Origin of the sequence: Bacillus sp. EKM501B (assembly GCF_011800505.1) — a bacterium.
Lineage (GTDB): Bacteria > Bacillota > Bacilli > Bacillales > Bacillaceae_G > Bacillus_A > Bacillus_A cereus.
In genome coordinates this window covers 145,756-168,952 of record NZ_JAALFZ010000006.1, presented here as the reverse complement: position 1 = coordinate 168,952, position 23,197 = coordinate 145,756, and the positions used below count along the sequence as shown (strand labels likewise).

Below are 23,197 nucleotides of genomic sequence, written 5' to 3'. Positions count from 1 at the left end.
AGTTACTAGAAGCGTAAAAAACGAGTATGGAATCGTAAACATTTCCTACTCGTTTTTTAGTGCAAGTTTTAAGTTTTTCTACTTTATTTTTTAATACATACTAATTTCATTTCTGTCATTTCTTCTATTGCATATTTAATTCCTTCACGCCCCGTGCCACTTTCTTTCACGCCACCATAAGGCATATGATCTACTCTGAACGTTGGAATATCATTAATCATGACACCACCAACCTCTAGCTCATCAATTGCACGCATTGCTTTAAATAAATTATTTGTAAATACTCCTGCCTGTAAGCCGTAACGCGAATTATTTACTTGCTCAATCGCTTCATCAAATTCTTTAAATGTATTTACTGTCATGAGTGGACCGAATACTTCTTGGCACTGCACAGATACATGATTTGGAACATTTTTTAATACAGTCGGTTCAAAAATTCGTGCATCCCGCTTCTTACCACCGCATAAAACAGTTGCTCCTTCCTTAATTGCTTCTTGAACCCACATATCAATTCGCTCTACATCTCTTTTTGAAATTAAAGCTGATACATCCGTTTCCTCAAGCAGTGGATCACCAACAACAACTGATTCCATCGCTTTCTTTAGCTTCGAAAGAAATTCATGCATTTTCGTTTCATGTACAAAAACACGTTGTACTGAAATACAAACTTGTCCATTATTAACAAATGCTCCCCATTTTACACGTTCAATTATTTCATCTGTTAACTCTACATCTTCATCAATGATAACAGCAGCATTTGAGCCTAGTTCTAACGTAACTCGTTTTAGCCCAGCCTTTTGTTTTATTCCGATTCCAACTTTTGGACTTCCGGTAAAAGTAATAGAAGCAACGTAATCATTTTTGACGATTGCCTCACCAACCGTGGAGCCAGGACCAGAAATGATATTTAAAGCTCCATTTGGCAATCCTGCCTCTTCAAATAACTCAACTAATGCATAAGATGATAATGGCGTTTGATCAGCTGGCTTTAATACAACTGTATTTCCGGCAGCGATTGCTGGTCCAACTTTATGCGCTACTAAATTTAATGGGAAATTAAATGGTGTAATAGCCCCTATAACCCCAATCGGCTTTCGGATTGTATATGCAATACGCCCATCTGCACCAGGTGCGGCGTCTAATGGCAATGTCTCACCATATATACGCTTCGCTTCTTCAGCTGCAAATTTGTATGTTTGAACAGTACGATCTACTTCTCCCCTTGCAGCACGTATTGGTTTTGCAGCTTCTTTTGCAATAATCTCTGCAAATTCTTCTCTTCTTTCATCCATTTTTTGTGCAACTTTCTCTAAAATAGTCGCACGATCATATGCAGATAATGTATTCATTTTTGTCATTGCATTTTTTGCAGCGGTAACAGCCTCTTTTACATCTTCTTCCGTGCCTTGTGCAATTTCCGCTAATGTTTCTTCAGAATATGGTGCATATAATGGTTTATACGTGTTTACAGATTTCCAATCTCCATTTATATATAAATGCTTTTTCATACTTCTTCTCCTTCCAAATATATGTATACAACAATACTTCACCTAGTGAAAGGTTTGACTTATGTCATTGTATCATAGCCCTTATCCCTCAAAAAACATTATGCTCAAAAAAACTCTGCTATATAGCAGAGTTTACGAGCTAATTTGCTCTTGTAACGAAATTTGTTTTTCATCTTCTAAAATAACAATCGATTCTACTATCTTTGTAACTTCTAATCTTTTTATATAATGTCCATCTAATTCTTTCACACAAAACTTATAATTTTCAATTTCAATGGAATCCTCTTCAGCAATCTCTATATTCTTCGTTAAAATCCAACCACCGATTGTATCAACACCATCATCATCAATCCCTAAACCAAATAACATATTCACTTCACTAACAAGTACTTTTCCCTCTAGTATCGTCTTCGTTTCACTAACCTTTTGAATTTCTGGCTGCTCATCCGTATCAAACTCATCCTGAATATCTCCAACAATTTCTTCCAGAATATCTTCAACAGTAACAAGTCCAGATGTTCCACCATATTCATCTATCAATATAGCAATATGCGTTCTTTCTTTTTGCATTTTTAAAAACAAATCATGAATTGGAATAGAATCGATAACTAAAATAATTGGTCTCATATATTGCTCTACTGTCTTCTTATTAACAGCTTTATGTTGTACAAATTCAGTAAAAATATCTTTAAAATTCACAAAACCTATTACGTGGTCTTTGTCGCCATCAACAACTGGATACCTTGTATATTTTTCACGAGACATTTTTTGCAAAGCTTCTTCAGCAGGCATCTCTTTACTTATAATATTCATTTCAGTTCGAGGTACCATTATTTCTTTTGCAATGCGATCATCAAATTCAAAAATTTTATTCACATATTTATATTCAGATTGATTAATCTCACCATTTTTATAACTTTCTGAAACTAACAACCGTAATTCTTCTTCTGAATGAACCTCATCATGTCCCTTCGGCGGTTTCAGCCCTAGCAGCTTCGTAATGATTCGAGCTGAACCATTTAATAGCCAAATGAATGGGAATACAATACGATAAAAGAAAATTAACGGCTTAGAAACAAGTAAACTCACTTGTTCAGATTTTTGAATTGCAAATGTTTTTGGGGCCAATTCACCTATTACAACATGTAAAAAAGTAATTAACAAAAACACTAAAATTACAGCAAAAATGTCTGCTAGTTGAGTAGAGATATTCCAATTTGCAAAAAGCGTATCAAACATTTGCTTTAACGCAGGTTTACCAAACCACCCAATTCCTAAAGCTGTAACAGTAATTCCCAGCTGACAAGCAGATAAATATTCGTCTAAGTTTGTAATGACTGTTTTGACCGATGTTGCACGATTATTTCCTTCTGCAATTAAATAGTCAATTCGTGAACTTCTCACTTTAACAATTGCAAATTCTGCTGCAACGAAAAATGCCGTTAAAGCAATTAAAACAATCACTATACTTATACTATATATGTCCAAATACTTTTCCTTACTTACTTTGTAAGCAAGGAAGCCACCTCCTACTTAATTTTATTCAAGTGAAGTAAGCATTCTAATACTCTAACAAAATTCTACATTAGCAACCACCTTTTTATATATTATATGCATACATAAAAAAGATATTTATCATTATGATAATCTAATTCATTTACACTCGTCAAATTATTCTAAATGTTACGATAAAACATTTTTATTTAAACGAACTATTCTTCTCAACTCAATTTCGTGAAAAAACACTTTCTTTGCCGATTCCACACTTCTTTTGTCGCACTAGAAGGGAACTTACTTCATAGCTCGAAATCATTCAACAGGATATATATAGGAGGGATTATTTTGGAATATAAAACACCATTTATCGCAAAGAAATTAGGTGTTAGCCCAAAGGCTGTTGTCCGGATCGCACAACAATTAAATCTTACGATAGAGAAAAACAAATATGGCCACTTTATTTTCACACAAGAGGATGTCGATCAAATGTTAGAACACCATCGATTTCAAATAGAGCAATCTCAAAATTCTCAATCTACTCAAAAGGCTTCCTCAAATGAAGTTGAGGAATTAAAAACTCAAGTTAATACAATTGTTCAAAACATATTACCCAATGATTTTGAGCAATTAGCTGATCAATTAAACACTATTACGAGAAGACTTGATCGAATGGAAGAACAAATGCAAGATAAGGCAAATGATGTCGTCACGTACCAACTTTTACAACACCGTCGTGAAATGGAGGAAATGTTAGAGCGAATTCAAAAGTTAGAAGCTGCCCTAACGAAAGAAGAACCCATTTATATTACTCCTGATTCAAAACCAACATATGAACGAGAAAAGAAACCGAAGCGCCGCAAAATGATTTTTAGTATATTTGGATTATAATTTTTAGACCCTTATTAAAATAATAAGGGTCTTTTTTAATGAAGAGTTATATCCTATACAAATATTATTCTCTTTATTATACATATTCACTTCGCTTTATTTCGTTAACATAATATTTTTACTGTATTCTGCAATTAATGCCTGTGCATGAGCATTCCCTTGAATCACATCACGAAATTCTTTTAAAGAATACAAATGCGTAACCCCTTTTCGAGCATGAATTCTTACTGGTACACCTTGTAAAGTATCATGAAACTGAAATGGATTATCTATTGGCTCAATTGGAAAACCAAGTGTAAGTAAATACATATACATTCTTTTTGTTACTGCTGCAATGTACCATTCAGCTTTTGTTTCTAACGCATGTATAAATAAAATAGCTGTTAGCCTTTTGAAATGTCCTCTCCCACGAGACGTTTTCGAAATACTTAACTTGCCTATTTCATATACATTCTTCAAATCTTTTACTAAATCATTTTTAGAAAACGGATAGAAAAACTCAGAATTTGATTGTTCAGGTACCGTATACTTAATACATTCCACTGTACCAATAGGATGTTCATCTTCTATTAATAAAAATCGTGATGGATTTAAATTACGTTCTACGAACATTAAGTTTCTTTCTTCACAAAAATCTCCCCATAGTTGCTCGAACCCAAAATGTTCTTCCTTTGTTTGAACACGCTGGAACATATTTAACCGCCTTTCCCATCGTCGCTCTGTTTTTGATAACGCTTTCACTATCTATCATATAAGAACAAATCTTCGTATGCAACTAAAAATATTTATGACTTATTATATTCTGCAAAATGAATTAGATTCCAATTTAATCGACTTTTATCCCGCGCTCACATTCCTTTTAATAACACATTTGTATCACTTTTCAAATCTAAATTACATTATGTTTCTTTCCATACAGCATATAATTCTTCTTAATCTAAAGAAATCCTTTATGAAAAAGGATTTCTTTTACTTCTTAATGCTTTTTAACCATTTTTCAAAAATTTGTACCATCCCATGTTTTCCAGCTAATTTCTCTTCCCCTTGTTTCGTCTTATATGGATATAACTGCAAGAAAACACCGCATCCAGACTCAATTTTTTTACTATGCATATGGCTTCCTGGATATACACAAATGACTTCATAAATTGACCTTCGATAATAGACTCGCTTTCCATCCTGTTCTTCTACATACTTTATAGACCAGTACTTATACATTTGCTCAGTTGCTTTCGTATTTCCGACGTGCTGAAAAATATTGTACATTGGACTATACTTCACTTCAATAATAATAGAAGATTTATATACGTATTTCCCATCTTCTTTTACATAACAGTCTAAGCGAATATCTGGCTTCTTCGTATCCTCACCATTGTAAAAATTACTACCTTTACTTAATGCAATAAGAGGATGTGTTTCAATTAAGTCATTAAATGCAACATGCACCTTTATATCATCTCGTTCTAAAACTACTGTCGTTCCATCTTGTAATCCATCTACATAAAAATGTTCTTGTATTTGTTCACGGATAGAGTTTCTAGCTTCAAAACCAATTTGCTCTAAAATTGAAATAACGATAAAAAAAGCGTAATATTCATACACTAAAAACGTTGGCTTATAAACAAATAATAACGATGGAGATTGATCCGTATATTGCGGGAGTACTTCTAAATGATGTAGTAATTGTTGATGTGGTATCGGTAAATCATGTAAGTTCATGTTACTTGTTTCAGTAACTTCCCTCCAAAACGAAGAATGCATTAACATTTGAAAGTATTGTACATTTTCACGCACAATATGCGCCAATATTTTATATTCTTGTATTTTCATTGAGCTCTTTCGTAAATCGGCTTCTTTTAGTAAATGTATATTTTTATATTTTTGCTTCTCTCTATCAGTTACCGATCCATTACGCTCAATTGTTTGTATAATCGTTTTTACGGCTTGAAACTCTTCTGATTTTTTCTTTTTTTCTCTTTCTAAGATTTCAATTGTTTGACGTAAAAAACTTTTTGCTTCAATTAAATAATGATAGAATTGCATCGCTTTATATTTAAGAAATGCATTTTCCTTACTATTTTTTTGTTCCATAAACTTACGATTATAATGTTTGGCATAAGGTTTTCGTTCTGCCACTATAGTTCCTTTTCTTGTTGGCCTTCGCTCTTTTCCTTCCCATTTATATTCATTTATAAATTTTGAGCTTGATTCTATTTTCTTAAAGATTTGCTTTATCATTTTCATTTTTTGGGGTAACTTTCTAAGTAACACTAAATAAGAAGAATCCTCAATATCGCTAAGTGCAGAGAAGGTCTTTTTATAGTAACCTCTATCCAAAATCAACTCATTTAAAATTGACTTCACATAGTCTTGAATCATTTCAAATTGATCATCAAAAAAGTTTTTCGGTACGATTTGAAATGCGCCATAATACGTTGTATCTTCTATACGCACTTCAAAATGGTATAAACCACAGCGCCATGGATAAAAGAATTCTGTTTTCCCATGTTCATATATTAATACTCTTTGTTTTTTTTCATTTATTTCATATTGAGCCTCTTTTATATTTTTCTGTCCCTCATATACTTTATTCCATATAAAAGTAATATTCATTGGAATTTCATAATTGTACTGCAATCTTATTGGTTTTAATTCTTGTACTTTATAAATACATTGAACTAATGCTGTAGTAGATGTACAAAGACGATTTAATAAAATATAATCTCCTTTCCCCTCATTTCCAATGATTAACTTTAATACAAAAGGGAGCGTTTCATTCGTATCAACGATTTTTGTTTCGTAACGCCCTTCATTTTGCATATCCATACAGCTCCAGTTCTCTACGTTTTTCTCGTATATATGCTAAAGAGTGTTCAAATGTAGATACTCTGTTTGCAAGTGCAGATTGCAAAAGAGGTACTAAGGTCGCTCCCCTTTTTGCTTCTTCAGAAAGTAAAGGCCCAACCATCATTTCGGTCCCTCTGATTTTCGTCAATACACGCTGCTTTATTTGTAAATCAAACCCCTCTTCTCTACTGATCATATAGGTATGATTATTTTGGAACGGTATGTTTTGCAAATAAGTCGCAATGGCATTTGCACATCGGAAAGAAATTCCCTTAGACGCGTCATGTGATGACAATACGACATGCAACTTATCTAATAGCTCTAATTCTTCTTCAGAAAACACTTCAATCATCGCTTTATTTCTCATCCAATTTATCCGAAATTCTCCCGCTGTTACTTTCAAAGGTGGATGTAATACGACTTTCCCCTGTTCCATGTCCATCTCACAAAACGGAATTTTCTGTAACGTTATTAGGTTCGTTCGATCTAATAATCGATCAGAGAGCTCTTTTGTTGTTTCATCAAAATTCACAGTACCTACAAATATAATATTTTCTCCAATTTCAATTGTTGATGGAATTGAATTCTCTATATCCTGTACACCCTCATACAAGTTTAAAATACGATTTTTTGTTTCAAGTTCAAGAACAGATAGAAACGGAGTAAACCAATGCTCAATATGAGACATGTTCATTTCATCAAAAACGATTATATACAGTTGATTTGGATTTTCTTTCGCCTTCATTAACGTCCTAACTAACTTCGTTTCACTTTCAATAAAAGTACCATTTGGATGAAGGTAACCAAGTAAATCATGTGGTTCTTGATACGATGGCGAAATCGGAATCCAAACCAACTCTTCCCCATACTGTAACCCTAATGCTTCTGCATAAGTTTGCACAAACCGTGATTTCCCAACGCCCGGTATACCACCAAGAATCGTTAACATATTTGTTTTTACACTTATATGGAAATTATAAATATCCGTTTCATCCAAATATAACCCTTTATTATGCACCATACTTTGTACATACTGTAAAAAAGACGATTCACGCTCATCCCATTCCCATTCATCTTTTTGTACTTTTATATCCTCTACTTCAACTAGCTTACCTTCTTCATGCATTCGTTTTTTTAATTGCTCATACACATAATCACTTACAAAATATAATTGATCTTCTACCGCTATTTCTACATACTTCGTCCAGTCACTGCAGTTTATATATTTACACTCACGTTTCTGTTCAAAATAGGCGATTGAGCTAATTGATGACTTTAGGGATATGTTTCCGTAAAGTCTTCCATCGTGCCACAATAATTCGGGAGGCTCAAAGTCTTTCGGAAATTTTGGCATAAGAAATGATAAATAACCGTTGCTAAGTTTTCGTTCTAAAGATTCTCTTTTTTTATTATTTGTAACTTTAGGTGCCGGAATCATTTTATAGCTGCTTGCTATTTCTTTCGGTTCTTCTGTACATATTAACTCCACGTATACATTTCCTCTTTCATAATAAAGACGAAACATTACTAGTTGCTTTTCTAATTTCCTCTTCTTTAATTCCGAAAAGATTTTTTCATTCTTTTTATTGCTACATAACCCTTCAAATACATATGGTTCATTTGTAAATTGTTCCTGTAAAGTGAATGGTATTGGCGATAAGCATTGTACAAAGAAATTCTCTCCACTCTTCTCTTTCTCAGCTTTTGTAAATTTCCCTAAAAATCTCATATAGTACATTCGTTTTATAAAACTTGGCTGAAGAGCTTTATGTAATTTCACCTTAGTCACCTTCTTTTTTCATACTATTCTTAGTGTATGAAAGAAACGAAAAACTAGAAATAAAAAACCTGACGTTATCCGCCAGGTTCAAAATAAAAACTTATATTAATGAGAAGGAAATGCTTTTTTCTCCTGTAAAATTGCATTATGAGCAATTTTCATTTTCGCAAGTACGTAACGTAATCGATCTTCAGCGTTTTCATCTTTACTTATTTGTAATTCCGCCAAATTTTCAACAGAACTTGCTAAATTTTCAATGACTCCTCTTAGTTCAGGATGATGATTAAAAAAAGATTCTTGCACTAATACTTTCCTTAACTCACTAGCTAAATCAATTATTCTAGACAACTGTTCTTTTTCTTCCATTCTCATCCCTCCTGAATATCTTATGTAGTAAATATTCTCTAAACAAAGAAAAAAGCCCTTTAAATGAAAAGGACTTTTTACATTTTTATATTTCCAGTTAATAACATATATATGGATGTGATAGCCGCAACAATAATTGCCCACATCACATACTTCTCTGCACCTACAAAGCAACGGTTCCCTTGTTCTTTTCTTGCAAATGTGTAAACAATAATTCCAATTCCATACACAATTGAAACGAGTAGTAAATTCTTTAAACCAGCTGCATAAAGAAGCCATACAGAGTAAATAGAAGCAATTAAAGCTAACGCTCCGTTTTTTAATTTAGCGTCTTTTAGCTCGTTTGTAATGACTAATTTAAATTGGAATAACGCTGATAATAAATATGGTAATAAAATTGATGTTGAGGCAATGAAATACATAATTTGATATGTTGATTCCGAAAACAAAACGATGATAAATATAGTTTGGGCAACACCATTTGAAATCCATAATGCCATGTGCGGTGTTTGCTTTTTATTTGTTTTCGTAAAGACTTTCGGAAATACGCCATCTTTTCCTGCCACATGAGAAATTTCAGAAACAAGTAAAAACCAACCAATTAATGTACCGACAAGTGAAGCAACTAATCCGATGTTAATCGCAACTGCACCCCATGGACCAACAACGTGCTCTAATACATGCCCCATTGAAGGGGTTTCTAACACAGAAAGTTCGCCTCTTGTCATAGCTCCCATTGACAGGACAGAAATTAAAATATAAATGGACATTACTAAAATAAGTCCCAATACTGTTGCCTTTCCAACATCTCGACTATTCTTCGCTCTTCCAGATAATACAACTGCTCCTTCAACTCCAATGAAAACCCAAAGTGTTACAAGCATTGTATTTTTCACTTGACCAAGTATAGCGGAAAGTGAGATCGTTCCTTCTCCCCAAAAATCATGTGTAAATGTGTCCCAGCGAAAGGCTGTTACCATTACAACAATAAATAAAACGATTGGAACTAACTTCCCTATTGTTGCGATCACATTCATAATAGAAGCTTCACGAATTCCAAATAAAATTAAAAAATGAAGTGTCCATAATAAAAGTGATGCCCCAACGATAGACGCAACATTATTTCCTCCTTTGAAAATTGGAAAGAAATAACCTAATGTACTAAACAGTAACATAATTGTTGCGACATTACCTAAGATTCCTGCTAGCCAATATCCCCAAGCACTATTAAATCCAATATATTCACCGAAACCAGCACGTGCATAACTATAAATTCCACCTTCAAGTTCCGGTTTTTGTCTTGCTAACGTTTGATATACGAGCGCAAGTGGAATCATTCCCATCGCTGTAATACACCAGCCAATTATTATTGCACCACTGTTTGCTCCTACTGCTAAATCATGCGGTAAACTAAAAACACCGCCACCAACCATTGTTCCAACTACTAATGCGATTAATGGAAAAAATCCTAACTTCTTTTCTATTTGTACCACCCCATCTGTCATTCTAGGTGTTATGTTCGTTCAACTATTAAAGTCACCTTTTTCTCTAATAGACGTTTCTCTTATATTTTTTCAGGAAAACATTACTTATTCTAAAAGAAAATGAGCAAAAATGGAATACTTTTTTGAAAAAATGTATAAGTATGCACAAAAAAACCGCTCATTTTGTAATGAACGGCCATTTCAAACATATAAATTTGTATATTTCTTGTAAATTTAACGAAGTAACTTCTCTTTTTGTAAAAATTGTTTTGCGACTTCTTCACTACTTTTACCATTTACGTTAACTTCATAATTCATTTTTCGCATTTCTTCATCTGTAATCTTTCCAGATAATTTATTTAATACCTTTTCAAGTTCAGGATATTTCTGTAACGTTTCTTTTCTTAATAATGGTGCTCCTTGATAAGGTGGGAATAACCCTTTATCATCTTTTAGCACTTTCAGTCCGTATTGCTCCAATTCACTATCTGTTGAATATGCATCAATTACGTTAACATCTCCAGATTCAATTGCGCTATAACGCAGCTTCGGCTCCATCGTTTTAACATTCGAGAACTTATAGTTATATAATTTTTGCATTCCTTTATAACCATCTTCACGATCAGCAAATTCCAATGTAAATCCTACTTTGGCTTCCTGCGCAACATTCCCTAAATCAGAAATTGTATTTATATTCTTTTGATCTGCTATTTTTTTCGGCATAGCTAGTGCATATGTATTGTTATACTCCATTGGCTTCAACATAATCATATTATATTTCTTTTCCATTCCAATGCGAGCCTGCTCATATACTTCATCACGATTTGTACTCTTTGGTTCTTCTTTCACGAAAGTAGATAAAGCTGTTCCTGAAAATTCTGGGTATATATCTACTTCTCCTGATTTCAACGCTTCAAATACAAATGCTGTTTTCCCAAGACCTGGTTTTAATTGTACGTGTAAATCTGTATCTTGTTCAATAAGCTGCTTATACATTTGAATTAAAATTTCAGGTTCTGATCCAAGTTTGCCCGCAATAACAATATCTTTCTTTTCTGTACTCCAAAGAAATGGAGAAGCAATCATTATACAAACAATACATATCGTCAATATAACACGCTTAGAAGAGCGTTTCGGTCGTTCAAGTATGCGAAGTACTATATCAAAGAATAAAGCGAGTAACGCGGCTGGTACGGCCCCTAAAATGATAAGCGCATGATCATTTCGATCTATACCTAATAGTATAAGCTTACCGAGCCCACCTGCACCAATGAGAGCTGCTAATGTAGCCGTTCCAACAATTAATACCATCGCTGTACGAATACCAGCCATAATGATAGGCAATGCAAGAGGAAGTTCTACCTTCCACAATCTTCTCCAACTATTCATCCCCATAGCTTTCGCGGCTTCTATTAAAGATTCATCTAATTCCCTTATTCCTGTATATGTATTTCGTAAAATAGGTAATAGTGCATACACAACTAATGCGATAATCGCTGGAAGTTTTCCGATTCCTACTAATGGAATTAATAGTCCGAGTAATGCAAGTGATGGCACTGTCTGCATTACTGCAGAAGTTCCTATTATAAATTCAGCCATTCGTTCTTTTCTTGTTAATAAGATGCCAAGTGGCACCGCTATAATTACTGCAAAAAATAATGAAATAAGCGATATTTGTAAATGCTCACTTAATGCAGTTAGTAATTCTATTTTTCGTTCTTGGAACGTTTGTATAAAATTAGTCACTGTTTAGCCTCTTTCCTTCATTTGTTCAACAATGTAATTGACAATGTGACGACTTGTTAACGCTCCAATATATTGACCGTTTTTTTCAACTGGAACGACCTCCTCATCACGCACACGAACTAACGCTTCTTGTAAAGAAGAATGTAATGATAGCGCCTGCCCTTCTAATTGCACACTTTGATCAAGTGGCAATACATCTGCTATACTTTTCCCCTGATACCAAGTTCGCCCACGATTTCCAATGAATTCCTCTACAAATTCATTTTTCGGATTATGTATAATTCCTTCTGGTGTATCTAGTTGAACAACTTTTCCTTCTTTCATAATACAAATGCGATCTCCAAGTGATAATGCTTCTTGCATATCATGTGTTACGAATACGATTGTTTTTTGAATCTTTTTTTGCAACTGTACAATATCCTTCTGAAGCTGTTCCCTACTTAATGGATCTAACGCACTAAATGGTTCATCCATAAGAATGATTTTCGGGTTTGCAGCTAATGCTCGCACGACACCGACACGTTGTTTTTGTCCTCCTGACAATTCATCAGGCATACGATTTCGATAAATACCCGGATCTAATCCAACCATATGTAACAAGTCATCGACGCGTGCTTTAATTTCTTTTTTGCTCCATTGCCTCATTTCAGGAACAACTGCAATATTTTCAGCAATTGTCATATGAGGAAACAAAGCAATCTGTTGCAACACGTATCCTATATCCCAACGTAATTCGTTTATATTATATTGTTGAATATCTTTTCCATCGATTAAAATCGATCCTTCAGTCGTTTCGATTAAACGATTAATCATCTTCATTGTCGTTGTTTTCCCGCAACCACTCGGACCGATGAGAACAAAAAATTCTCCCTTTTTAATTTCTAAATGCAATGAATCCACTGCTTTCGTGCCATCTTCATACGATTTTGACACATGATTAAATTGAATCACAAATACAACTCCTTTACTGTTGTTTCCTTTATTTTGATGGAATATGGCATTCATTTCAAATGATACGCTTTTAAATTAAAAAAGAGCTCACATTTGAGCTCTAACGGTCGAACAATATTGTTTTCATAATAGCAGCATATTCGCGAACATACATTTTTCTCTTAGAACGAATTGGTGTTTCAGCAGCTAGTGCCTCCATCTTCATGCCTAAACGCTTTGCAATTATTTTCGTTCGATATAAATGATACGTATTACTTACAACTACCGCATGTTTCACATTATATAAATCCATACTAAACTTTAAGTTTTCATACGTATTTGTAGATTGATCTTCTATTAAAATACGACTCTCATCTATACCGTGTACCATTAAATAGTTTCTCATGCTGTGAGCTTCCGGTATATCTTCATCTTCTCCTTGACCACCTGAAACAATTACTTTCGCTTCAGGATGGGAAAATAAATACTCCAACGCTACATCCAAACGATTTTGAAGAGATAAAGACGGTCTATCTCCAAATAACTTTGCACCCAGTATAAGAACGTACGGAGAGTGATAGCTCAACTTTTCACGAGCAACTTTGTTCATTCTAAACGTCAGATAAATGATATATAGTGGCGGTAATAATAAAATGATAAGAAAGATCCATTTGTTCATAAATAAGTTTGCACTCCCTTTCTTTTTATTATACAGAAAAAGAAAGGGCGGCAGAAGTGTTTTTTAAACGATTGATTTATTAGAAACATTCGCCGCTACTTTACGTTGTGATAGTACATAATAAATAGCGATTCCTAATGAGAAGATCAATATGCAGCTTAATACGTAAAATGGAAGCATTACTCCGGCTTTAGATACACCCGCTGTAAACAGCATTAATAATACAATTCGTATTCCAGTACCAATTAAGCGAAATAAGCTGTCTACACGTCCCATTACTTCGTTTGGAATTTCCTCCATCATCAATACATTTCTCGCCACTCTTGTACCCGCATTTCCAACTGCTTGAAAAATTGCAAGTCCATATAAGAAAATTACGGAAGGTTCAATAATCATTGCGGTAATTGAAATTACATAAATGAACATCGTCATAACGATTGAAACTTCTGTTTTTACATATTTCATTATGAGTGGAATACAGATTCCTGCAACAACCGCTCCGACACCGTACATCATCCCCTCTATTGCGTATACAGAGGCATTGGCTTTAAGTATATCCGAAATATAAACTGGTATTAAATAATTTGCCATCATAACACCTATAAACGGCATATAAGTGGCCAGTAAGAACCAAAAGAGCTTAGGACGTTTTTTCATAAAGTGAATTCCTTCAAACAATTGCTTCTTAAATGTTATTTTTCTTTTCACTTCTTTTTTCTTTACGTACGGTATACATAAGAAAAGAAAAAATGCTCCAGCAAAAGTTAACATGTCTACTAACAAAATCCACTTCAAAGATACAATTTCAATTAAGAAGCTCGCGGCCGCTCCAGAAATAACTTGTGTTAACTGTCCTTGTATTTCCATCGTTCCACTTAAACTTTTATAATGTTCTGCTTGAAATATCTCTTGGTTGAACGCAAATATTGTAGGATAAAATAATAAATAGTAGAATGATCCGGCTATATAAATAAGAATATAGTGAATAGAATGATAAGATTGCCCAGCAAATCCCCATATAACCATTATTCCGATTACCGCTATTCCGATTCCTTCGTTACATAGCAATAAAGATTTTCTTGAAAAACGATCAATACTTTGCCCAATGAATGGTGTTAATAAAAACATAATGAGGGTTGCAATGATAGAAACATAACCAAATGTTGTCTCTCCTCCACTCTCTTTAATTAACAGCCAAGGAATCGTTATCATAACAATTCCGGAACCAATAGCAGATAGACTATTGGCTCCTAGAATGTAATACAAGCGCGAATCATGATAAAGTGAGGACATATCACTCCACTCCTAGTTGTTTTTTCACCTCTTTATATACGCTCATATATGCTTTCAATTCTTTAACTACATCATGAATTAATGGTTTTACATCTTCCCCAAGTTCACCATCTTGCACATGTAATCCATCAAGCACAACTTGTTTTGGAATTGCATTTGCATAAACACCTCTAGCGACCGTTCGCATGCTGTTTAATGCATTTATTCCACCTTTACCGCCACCAGCAACCGCTAACAACGCAACTGGTTTATGAATAAATTCACTACTACTTAAGTAATCTAAAGAGTTTTTCAGCGCACCACTCATCGCATTATGATATTCTGGTGTACATAATACAACCCCATCCGCAGCTTTCACTAACGTTTTTAATTTTTTCACTGCCTCTAAATCACGTTGTGACTCTTCTCCATTGTATAAAGGTAACTCCTCAATTGCTAAATCATATAATTCCCCTTCAAATTGATCCGCAATATATTTTGCCACCACGCGAGTTCTACCAAATTTTCTTGGTGTACCGTTAATAACGACTAGTTTCATGATTATTTCTCCCCTTTGTTTTCAAGTTCTACTTATATATTATCAGAAATTTCTATACAAAATACAATATAAAGAGTTAACTTGTTTCATAAAATAGTATGATAAACAAAAAAGAACTCATACTTTCGTATGAGTTTCGTACAATTACTTTGTTTCATCTCTCATGCTCAATGTACCTAAACTTTCATTTGCTTCAAAATGATTATATGCCTTTTCCGCTAATCTTTTCCGTTCTTCTGGTAATTCTATATATTTCATTACGTTTTCAATTATTTTTTCGTACGGAGTAAATACAATTCCTGGCCACTCTACCTCATCTTCTGGATTACTATTTTCGGAAATAATAAATTTCTTATTCGCAACTGCATAAGACACGCGAGGTGTTTCAAGAATTCCTGATAAGTAAAAATGAATATTTAATATAATTTTAGCTCTAGCAATCAATTCATTTCTAACAATTCCCCACGCATTATTTTTAAAAACTATATTTAAATTCGGGGCAATCGCTTTTAGATGATCAAAAATAGCTTGTCGCCTCGGATTAAGAGCACCTATAAACAGAATATCAATATCTTCAATAATCTCATTTTCAAACGCATCTTTTTTTATTTCCAAAGTTGGAGCATAGTTCATTTCTACATGTTTTATTTCTTTTCCTACCCCTTTTTGTTGAAGCCATTCTATATTTTGTTTACTATAATCCCAAATCACTCTATCTTTTAATAATATTAAATAAAGGGGATGCGCATATGGACTTCCTTCGTATAGCTGTTCTAAATTATAAATAATTGCATCTTTCGGAAGAAGATTCGGGTTATATGCGTATGTATGTGCTCCAAAAACAACTGTATTCTTTGCATTTTCCAGTATTGTTTCTGATATAATTACTGTATTTCCCTCCTGCTCCAACCGCCACTTTAAAGCTCGCGCAACATCTATGAAACTACCGTATGTCTTTGGGCATATAAAAAGACAATAATCATATTCTTTATTCAAATAAACTTCCATTAATCTTAAATTATTTTTATATAAATCTACATCTGGATGTTTAAGTACCAACTCATTTGCATGTTTTCTTGCTACTTTATATAATCCAGCATAATAAGCAGCGATGCATCTTCTTAATTCGATTCTTTCCCGGTCCTCATCTAATACATCCATATTTAAAAGAAGATTTGCGATACAATACGCTTTTAAATGATCACGATCATAATAATAGTCTAGTAGTGGCATCAATTCTTCATACGTATTTCCATGCACCGATTCTCCTAGTTCAATCGCCCATCGCATTAATTCCATGATTACTCCACTACTCCTTTAATCGAAAATGTATTTAATAAAATTTCGCATTATTCTCTACTATATTTGCTATATGAAATGGAATCTTTTCTTTTATCAATTCCAAATACTTTTGCGACACCGCCCCTAAATGTTTTTTATGAGGTATATAGAAAGCACTAATAGAAATTTCATAGTCAAATAAGTAATCATACACATGATAATCTACAAATAGTAGATCATCCTTTGGAAAAGGAATTTCCTTCCCTTGCAGAGCATACATCAAAGCAATATTGTTTTGAGATCGTAATCGATACAACCTTGCAAGTTGGTATAATGGTTCAGCCCGGGTTGGTCTATATTCCCAAGCTTTTTGAAAATAAAAAACAGCTAATGCTAAATATTGCTCTTCTTGCCCTTTAACAGTTTCTTTTTCATCAGCATCTGTCACTTCATTTTGTTTATTTGCTGAACGATTTGCTAACTGCTCATAACAAAATCCTATTCGCAATAACGAATAGAATACCTCTTCAACCCATCCTCCTGCTTCCACTCGTTTTTTATACCATTTAATTGAATTCTCAAATTGACTTAAATGAAAATAAGTCTGAGCTAAATAAAATAAATATCTTATATGCAAATCTGGCGTTGTTTCTGGGTCGTTTATTCCTTGTAACAACAACCTCTCATCTCTTTCAAATTTATCAGCTTTGCTCCCGCCATCTCCGGGATCATTCACGACAAGAGTCTCTAACCGAGCTACCCTCGTATTGTAATTCGCTCCAACTTTTGAACGATCTATATCCCAATACTCATGAGTAACACCGACAGATTTCCATGGTAAAGAAGCTTTCAAAAGACGTGTAAGCCAATATTTAATATGAACATCATATTGTAATGTAAGATAATGATCTTCCGTTAAGCTCGTTTTATCGAAATTCGGATCAACCTCTAAAATCATATCCGCATCTAATATTAATAAATAATCTGCTTCTGGGTATGTTTTTTGCGCTAACGAAACAGCTAAGCTTCTGTTATAACCAAAGTTTTTAAACGGCTCATGATGAACCGTCCCAGGTATCTCATTTTCCTTACACCAATTTTCAATAATTTCAGGCGTATTATCCGTCGATCCAGTATCACAAATAGAAACAAAGTCTACAATTGATTTTGTTGCATTTAAACATCTTTCCATAATTCTAGACTCATTTTTGACGATCATACAAAGACATAACTTTTTTTCTTTCTTTACAGACTTCACTTGCTCATTTCCCATTTAACCACCTCATATTTTATTAACACGCTCTTCTCATATGTAACAACATTTCTTAGCTATACTGATGACATAAGCACCCTTTTACTATTTATGAAAACTTCATTTTATTTATTCTTACTTTTATGTTGAGATATATTTCATGCAGCGCTTTATATTTGATACAATCAATACAAAAAAACATAATGCGGGAATCCGTACATTTCAAAGTCTAAGAGGAGGTTATATTTTGTTGGATTACATTTGGCTAGATGACAAATCACCAATTTTAGAACAACTACCAAGCACCTTTAAATCTGCAGCTATATTGCTACACCCTTTTGTCCAAATGCCTTTAGGATGGGAAAAGTCTGTGAGAAAAAGACCATATGAGCACATCTATCCTAGCGCTGAAGAAATCATTCATAATGGGAAATCCGTTTCTTGGAAGGAAATGATGTCTTATAGTGGATTACATTCATACGCAGAATTAGCAATGGCCATGTTGACTTCCATTGGTGCTTATACAGAAGAATATAAAAGAGAGGATTTAGCCGAAAAGCTATATTCAAACTTAAAAAAAGATCTTTATTATCCAACAGAAGATTATACGTCTATATTTTTATTACATAAATTACTTAAACTCCTCGGTTCTAAAGGTGCAAAAAATTTATATTTCTCTGAACCAATTCTTGATACAAACGGATTATTAGAGGTAAATAATACTACTCCATTAGATATTTGGGACATTAGCAATAATGAGTTAATTATTACTGGCGAAGATAATGAGTATGCGTTTATGAGTATATTCGATTCCTTTACAACCTTATTATTAGCTAAAGAAGAAAATATAGAATATATTGTTCATTCAATGAACGTTGAAGCTGTCATTTGTGACAAAAAAACAATGATTGATTGGTATTTTTAAATTAGTAGTTTCTTAAACTATAAAAAAGAAACTTGCGCTTATACACAAGTTTCTTTTTTATAACATCCTTATTTTTTCACAACTTCATGTCCACCGAACTGATTACGTAGTGCTGAAACTACTTTTCCATGGAATGTATCATCTTCCTGAGAACGATAGCGCATAAATAATGACATAGCGATTACTGGTGCTGCAGCTTGAAGTTCAAGTGCAGTTTCAACAGTCCATTTTCCTTCTCCTGAAGAGTTCATTACACCTTTAATGCCATCTAGTTTCGGATCTTCTGCAAATGCTTTTTCAGTTAAGTCCATTAACCAACCACGGATAACTGATCCGTTCGCCCATACTTTTGCAACATCTTCATAATTGAAATCAAAGTCACTCTTATCTAGTACTTCAAATCCTTCAGCGATTGCTTGCATCATGCCGTACTCAATACCGTTATGAACCATTTTTAAGAAATGACCACTACCAACACGGCCAGCATAAGAATAGCCATTTTCTACTGCTAAATCTTTAAATAAAGGTTCTAATTGGTCGTAAATTTCTTTTTCTCCACCAACCATTAAGCAAGCACCGTATCTAGCTCCTTCTACACCGCCTGATGTACCGATATCTACATAATGTAATCCGAAGCTTTTTGCTTCTTCAGCACGGCGTAACGTATCTTTATAGAATGAATTTCCGCCTTCAATAACGATATCACCTTCATCTAATAACGGATAAACATCTTTTAGTACTGACTCTACAACTTCTCCTGCAGGCACCATTACCCAAATTGTACGAGGAGCTTCTAGTTCAGCGATCATTTCTTTTAATGTATGACGTGCAGTAATTCCTAGTTTTCCTGCCTTTTCAACAAGCTCTTTATTTACATCGTATACAACTACTTCATGCTTGTCTTCATATAAGTGTTCAGCTAATGGGAATCCCATTTTTCCTAATCCAATTAAACCTAGTTTCATATTAATTAATCTCCTATTCTATACAAATATATTTAATATCGAAATTAGCCCAAGTGCTACTACAGATAATATAGTCTCCATTGCAGTCCATGTTAATAATGTTTCTTTCACAGTCATTCCGAAATACTCTTTAATCATCCAAAATCCTGAATCATTCACGTGTGATAAAATTAATGACCCTGCACCAGTTGCAAGTGCTAATAATTCAACATTTACACCTGGTGTGCTTGCTGCAATCGGCGCAACAATACCAGCTGCTGTCATCATAGAAACAGTTGCCGATCCAGTTGCAATTCGAATAAGTGCCGCAATTCCCCACCCTAATAATATCGGTGAAATATGTGATTCTTTCGCCATATCTGCAATTGTCGTTCCAATTCCAGAATCTAATAATACTTTATTAAATGCACCGCCTGCACCAATCACTAACAATATGTTTGCAATAGGTCCAAGGCAATCATTTGTAAATTGTAACACTTTATCTTTTGAGAAACCTTTTGCATATCCAAGACTAAAGAAAGAGTAAATGGTTGCAATTAATAAAGCCACAATCGGATCTCCAATAAAGTGTAATACTTGTGCTAGTTGACTCGTTTTATTTAATGCAACTTCTGCTATTGATGCACCAAGCATAAGAAATACTGGAAGTAAAATTGTAAACAATGTATTCCCAAAGCTTGGAAGCTCTTTTTTATTATCTTTTTCAATAAATTGCTCCGCTATATCTAATGGTACTTCCTTATGTATACGAGCACCAATCCATTTCCCGTAAAGTGGACCTGAAATAATTGCAGTTGGAAGTCCGACAATTAATGCATATAAAATTGTCTTCCCTACATCTGCTTTAAAAATACCAACTGCCGCCATTGCCGCTGGATGCGGCGGCACTAGTCCGTGCACAACGGATAGTCCTGCTACTAGCGGGATACCGATTGTAATAAGTGATACCCCTGTTTCTAATGCAATTGTAAATACTAACGGAATTAATAGTACAAATCCAACTTGGAAAAATACCGGAATCCCTACTAAAAATGCAACGAACATCATCGCCCAGTGAACTCGTTTCTTCCCAAAACGATTAATTAATGTGTTAGCGATACGTTCAGCACCACCAGATTCGGCCATCATTTTTCCAAGCATCGTTCCTAGTGCTAAAACTATTGCTAAAAATCCTAACGTATTACCAAGTCCTAGTTTAATAGAATCAATAATTCCTGGATCTTTTGGTGAAGTTCCAATTAAAGGCATTCCCATTGCTAATCCTACACCAATTGCTGTTAAAATTAATGCGACAAATGGATGCCATTTTACTACCGTAATAAGTAAAAGTAGTATGACAACTGCCGCTAGTACGATCCCAACTACCATTTCTCCCAATCCCCCTATTTTTTACGTTGGAAAGCAGCTATACAATCAAATTCTTCCTTCAAGCGATTGTAAAGTCGTTCATACATATAAAACATTTCTAAATATATAGCCGTATTTTCTTTATTCGGTACATGATGATGGACAATATCAATCCAATCCTTTACCTCTTCAAGAGAATCAATTTTTCCTACAGCATACAAAGCAACTGCCGCTGCCCCAAGCGCAGATGCTTCATGACTTTCAGGTACAAGCAATTCTTTTCCCATCATATCGGACAACATTTGTCTCCAAAATGCAGATTTTGCAAACCCTCCTGAAACTCGTATTTCAGTAAGTGGCCCTGTACAATCCCTGATTGCGAGTGCTACTGAATATACACTCATACAAACACCTTCCATCACTGCACGTATAAAATGTTCTCGCTTATGTTGAAGATTGATTCCAAAGAATGTACCACGAGCATTTGCATTCCAGTAAGGTGCGCGTTCTCCAGATAAGAAAGGTAAGAACAATAGCCCATCCGCTCCAGCTGGTACGCTTTCTGCATATTTAATTAATAAATCATAAGGATCAATGCCGAGCTTTCTTGCTACTTCTTGCTCTTGACTACCAAATTCATCACGTAACCATCTCAGTAATATTCCGCCGTTATTCGTTGGACCACCGATTACCCAGTGCTCATCTGTTAATGCGTAACAAAACGTTCTCCCTTTCTCATCTGTATTTATATTTGATGAGATTGTTCGAACCGCACCACTCGTTCCAATCGTAATTGCAGCCGCACCCGGTGATATCGCACCAACTCCTACATTTGCAAGAACCCCATCACTTGCTCCGATGACAATTGGTGTTTCTGCACTTATCCCCATCTTCTGTGCTAATTCTGGCTTCATACCTGATAAAATATATGTAGTTGGTACAGGGGTTGATAATTTTTCTGGTGACATATGTAACATAGTTAAAACATCTTTATCCCAGTTTAATGTTTCTAAATTAAATAACCCCGTAGCAGAAGCAATCGAATAATCAACTACGTAGCGTGAAAATAATTGGTAAATCACATACTCTTTAATGGAAATGAATTTATAGGCACTTGTATATAACTCTGGTTCCTCTTCTTTCATCCATAACAATTTAGAAAGTGGTGACATCGGATGAATCGGTGTACCTGTACGTCTATAAATTTCATGCCCATTCATTTGTTGTAATAATTTTTCTGATTGCTTCGTACTTCGATTATCTGCCCAAATGATAGAACGCGTTAATGGCGCACCATTTTCATCTACTGCAATTAATGCGTGCATAGCTGTACTAATACCGATTGAAGAAATATCTTCTGGTAATACATTACCTTTTTCAATGGCAACGCTTACACTTTTGTATACAGCGGCACATATTACATCAGGATCTTGCTCAGCCCATCCTACATTCGGTTGAATAATTGGGTAATCGATTGCATGTAATGCAATGACTTTTCCTTTTTCTGTGAACACAACCGTTTTTGTACTTGTGGTACCGATATCAATCCCGATTACTCTCCCCCTTGTTTCCATGCGAATCTTCCCTTCATTTCTAGCAAAATACGATTTAGTAAACCGTTTACATGAATTAGTATATAAAATATTTTTTTCATTTATCAAGTTATAAAAAGAAATTTTTTTCATATCAAAAAATAAATCCCCTCATTCCATTTCACTTATATACTACATTTAGCTTTTCCATGGGGTAAAATTACGTTATATTCGTTACGCAATACACTCTTTCCTCTCATTAACAACACATACATAGTCCTCCATACGTTCTACTTATTTGCTTGAAGAAAGAGTTGAAAAGCAATATTCATTTTTAGC

The 23,197-nt window shown here is 34.2% G+C and carries 19 protein-coding genes; 2 read left to right on the top strand and 17 right to left on the bottom strand.

Annotated features, from left to right (window positions below; genetic code table 11):
- Positions 1-83: 83 nt before the first annotated feature.
- Both HFD78_RS14770 and HFD78_RS14765 read right to left on the bottom strand, forming a co-directional pair.
- The gene (locus tag HFD78_RS14770; RefSeq protein WP_000716458.1) at positions 84-1,508 is read right to left on the bottom strand and encodes an aldehyde dehydrogenase family protein; all 1,425 of its coding nucleotides are present in this window, start codon (positions 1,506-1,508) and stop codon (positions 84-86) included.
- A gap of 132 nt (positions 1,509-1,640) precedes the next feature.
- Positions 1,641-2,996: a hemolysin family protein gene (locus HFD78_RS14765; RefSeq protein ID WP_002103042.1), complete on the bottom strand. Its 1,356-nt coding sequence runs from the start codon at positions 2,994-2,996 to the stop codon at positions 1,641-1,643.
- Positions 2,997-3,350: 354 nt separating this feature from the next.
- Between HFD78_RS14765 and racA the strand changes: the two genes are divergently transcribed.
- Positions 3,351-3,893 carry a chromosome-anchoring protein RacA gene (gene racA, locus HFD78_RS14760; protein WP_000456021.1) on the top strand — a complete coding sequence of 181 codons (543 nt, stop codon included), beginning with the start codon at positions 3,351-3,353 and terminating at the stop codon, positions 3,891-3,893.
- A 96-nt stretch (positions 3,894-3,989) separates the two neighbouring features.
- Here racA and HFD78_RS14755 read toward each other — a convergent pair whose 3' ends face one another.
- From HFD78_RS14755 to HFD78_RS14700, 12 genes are all read right to left on the bottom strand, one after another.
- Entirely contained in the window at positions 3,990-4,586 is a 597-nt protein-coding gene (locus HFD78_RS14755; RefSeq protein ID WP_000487795.1) for a hypothetical protein, read from the bottom strand.
- Between the two features lie 276 nt (positions 4,587-4,862).
- Positions 4,863-6,713 carry a hypothetical protein gene (locus tag HFD78_RS14750; protein ID WP_001178734.1) on the bottom strand — a complete coding sequence of 617 codons (1,851 nt, stop codon included), beginning with the start codon at positions 6,711-6,713 and terminating at the stop codon, positions 4,863-4,865.
- Positions 6,703-8,520, bottom strand: a complete 1,818-nt coding sequence (locus tag HFD78_RS14745; RefSeq protein WP_000766197.1) for an AAA family ATPase — start codon at positions 8,518-8,520, stop codon at positions 6,703-6,705. The genes HFD78_RS14750 and HFD78_RS14745 overlap by 11 nt, the downstream gene beginning before the upstream one ends.
- Before the next feature lie 105 nt (positions 8,521-8,625).
- Positions 8,626-8,886, bottom strand: coding sequence for a hypothetical protein (locus HFD78_RS14740; RefSeq protein ID WP_000391445.1), 261 nt, complete (start codon positions 8,884-8,886; stop codon positions 8,626-8,628).
- Positions 8,887-8,963: 77 nt separating this feature from the next.
- Complete coding sequence (locus HFD78_RS14735) at positions 8,964-10,391, bottom strand: basic amino acid/polyamine antiporter (protein ID WP_000129448.1); 1,428 nt, start codon at positions 10,389-10,391, stop codon at positions 8,964-8,966.
- A gap of 213 nt (positions 10,392-10,604) precedes the next feature.
- The gene (locus HFD78_RS14730) at positions 10,605-12,116 is read right to left on the bottom strand and encodes an ABC transporter permease/substrate-binding protein (RefSeq protein ID WP_000181014.1); all 1,512 of its coding nucleotides are present in this window, start codon (positions 12,114-12,116) and stop codon (positions 10,605-10,607) included.
- Between the two features lie 3 nt (positions 12,117-12,119).
- A complete protein-coding gene (locus HFD78_RS14725; protein WP_000614079.1) occupies positions 12,120-13,067 on the bottom strand; it encodes an ABC transporter ATP-binding protein in 948 nt (315 codons plus the stop codon).
- Positions 13,068-13,167: 100 nt separating this feature from the next.
- Positions 13,168-13,725 (bottom strand): YdcF family protein, encoded by a 558-nt coding sequence (locus tag HFD78_RS14720; protein WP_001045710.1) that lies wholly within the window; start codon positions 13,723-13,725, stop codon positions 13,168-13,170.
- 63 nt (positions 13,726-13,788) lie between these two features.
- Complete coding sequence (locus tag HFD78_RS14715) at positions 13,789-15,018, bottom strand: MFS transporter (RefSeq protein ID WP_000097173.1); 1,230 nt, start codon at positions 15,016-15,018, stop codon at positions 13,789-13,791.
- Position 15,019: 1 nt separating this feature from the next.
- Entirely contained in the window at positions 15,020-15,556 is a 537-nt protein-coding gene (locus HFD78_RS14710; protein WP_000780356.1) for an NADPH-dependent FMN reductase, read from the bottom strand.
- Positions 15,557-15,700: 144 nt separating this feature from the next.
- Positions 15,701-16,855, bottom strand: a complete 1,155-nt coding sequence (locus tag HFD78_RS14705; RefSeq protein ID WP_000422327.1) for a CgeB family protein — start codon at positions 16,853-16,855, stop codon at positions 15,701-15,703.
- 34 nt (positions 16,856-16,889) lie between these two features.
- A complete protein-coding gene (locus tag HFD78_RS14700; RefSeq protein WP_000526235.1) occupies positions 16,890-18,110 on the bottom strand; it encodes a glycosyltransferase in 1,221 nt (406 codons plus the stop codon).
- Positions 18,111-18,249: 139 nt separating this feature from the next.
- Between HFD78_RS14700 and HFD78_RS14695 the strand changes: the two genes are divergently transcribed.
- A complete protein-coding gene (locus tag HFD78_RS14695; protein ID WP_002196444.1) occupies positions 18,250-19,014 on the top strand; it encodes a DUF2711 family protein in 765 nt (254 codons plus the stop codon).
- Between the two features lie 68 nt (positions 19,015-19,082).
- On the opposite strand, the gene gnd is transcribed toward HFD78_RS14695, so the two are convergent.
- The 3 genes from gnd to gntK are packed head-to-tail and all read right to left on the bottom strand — an operon-like array spanning position 19,083 to position 22,900.
- Entirely contained in the window at positions 19,083-19,979 is an 897-nt protein-coding gene (gene gnd / locus HFD78_RS14690) for a phosphogluconate dehydrogenase (NAD(+)-dependent, decarboxylating) (protein WP_000765995.1), read from the bottom strand.
- A gap of 18 nt (positions 19,980-19,997) precedes the next feature.
- Entirely contained in the window at positions 19,998-21,347 is a 1,350-nt protein-coding gene (locus tag HFD78_RS14685; RefSeq protein ID WP_000260202.1) for a GntP family permease, read from the bottom strand.
- 14 nt (positions 21,348-21,361) lie between these two features.
- Positions 21,362-22,900, bottom strand: a complete 1,539-nt coding sequence (gene gntK, locus HFD78_RS14680) for a gluconokinase (protein WP_002196443.1) — start codon at positions 22,898-22,900, stop codon at positions 21,362-21,364.
- Between the last annotated feature and the right edge of the window lie 297 nt (positions 22,901-23,197).

Bases quoted from the DNA above. Each gene is read 5' to 3' on its own strand.
- HFD78_RS14770 (WP_000716458.1), bottom strand. From the start codon at position 1,508: ATGAAAAAGCATTTATATATAAATGGAGATTGGAAATCTGTAAACACG.
- HFD78_RS14755 (WP_000487795.1), bottom strand. From the start codon at position 4,586: ATGTTCCAGCGTGTTCAAACAAAGGAAGAACATTTTGGGTTCGAGCAA.
- HFD78_RS14750 (WP_001178734.1), bottom strand. From the start codon at position 6,713: ATGCAAAATGAAGGGCGTTACGAAACAAAAATCGTTGATACGAATGAA.
- HFD78_RS14740 (WP_000391445.1), bottom strand. From the start codon at position 8,886: ATGGAAGAAAAAGAACAGTTGTCTAGAATAATTGATTTAGCTAGTGAG.
- HFD78_RS14735 (WP_000129448.1), bottom strand. From the start codon at position 10,391: ATGACAGATGGGGTGGTACAAATAGAAAAGAAGTTAGGATTTTTTCCA.
- HFD78_RS14720 (WP_001045710.1), bottom strand. From the start codon at position 13,725: ATGAACAAATGGATCTTTCTTATCATTTTATTATTACCGCCACTATAT.
- HFD78_RS14715 (WP_000097173.1), bottom strand. From the start codon at position 15,018: ATGTCCTCACTTTATCATGATTCGCGCTTGTATTACATTCTAGGAGCC.
- HFD78_RS14710 (WP_000780356.1), bottom strand. From the start codon at position 15,556: ATGAAACTAGTCGTTATTAACGGTACACCAAGAAAATTTGGTAGAACT.
- HFD78_RS14705 (WP_000422327.1), bottom strand. From the start codon at position 16,855: ATGGAATTAATGCGATGGGCGATTGAACTAGGAGAATCGGTGCATGGA.
- HFD78_RS14700 (WP_000526235.1), bottom strand. From the start codon at position 18,110: ATGGGAAATGAGCAAGTGAAGTCTGTAAAGAAAGAAAAAAAGTTATGT.
- HFD78_RS14695 (WP_002196444.1), top strand. From the start codon at position 18,250: ATGCAGCGCTTTATATTTGATACAATCAATACAAAAAAACATAATGCG.
- gnd (WP_000765995.1), bottom strand. From the start codon at position 19,979: ATGAAACTAGGTTTAATTGGATTAGGAAAAATGGGATTCCCATTAGCT.
- HFD78_RS14685 (WP_000260202.1), bottom strand. From the start codon at position 21,347: ATGGTAGTTGGGATCGTACTAGCGGCAGTTGTCATACTACTTTTACTT.
- gntK (WP_002196443.1), bottom strand. From the start codon at position 22,900: ATGGAAACAAGGGGGAGAGTAATCGGGATTGATATCGGTACCACAAGT.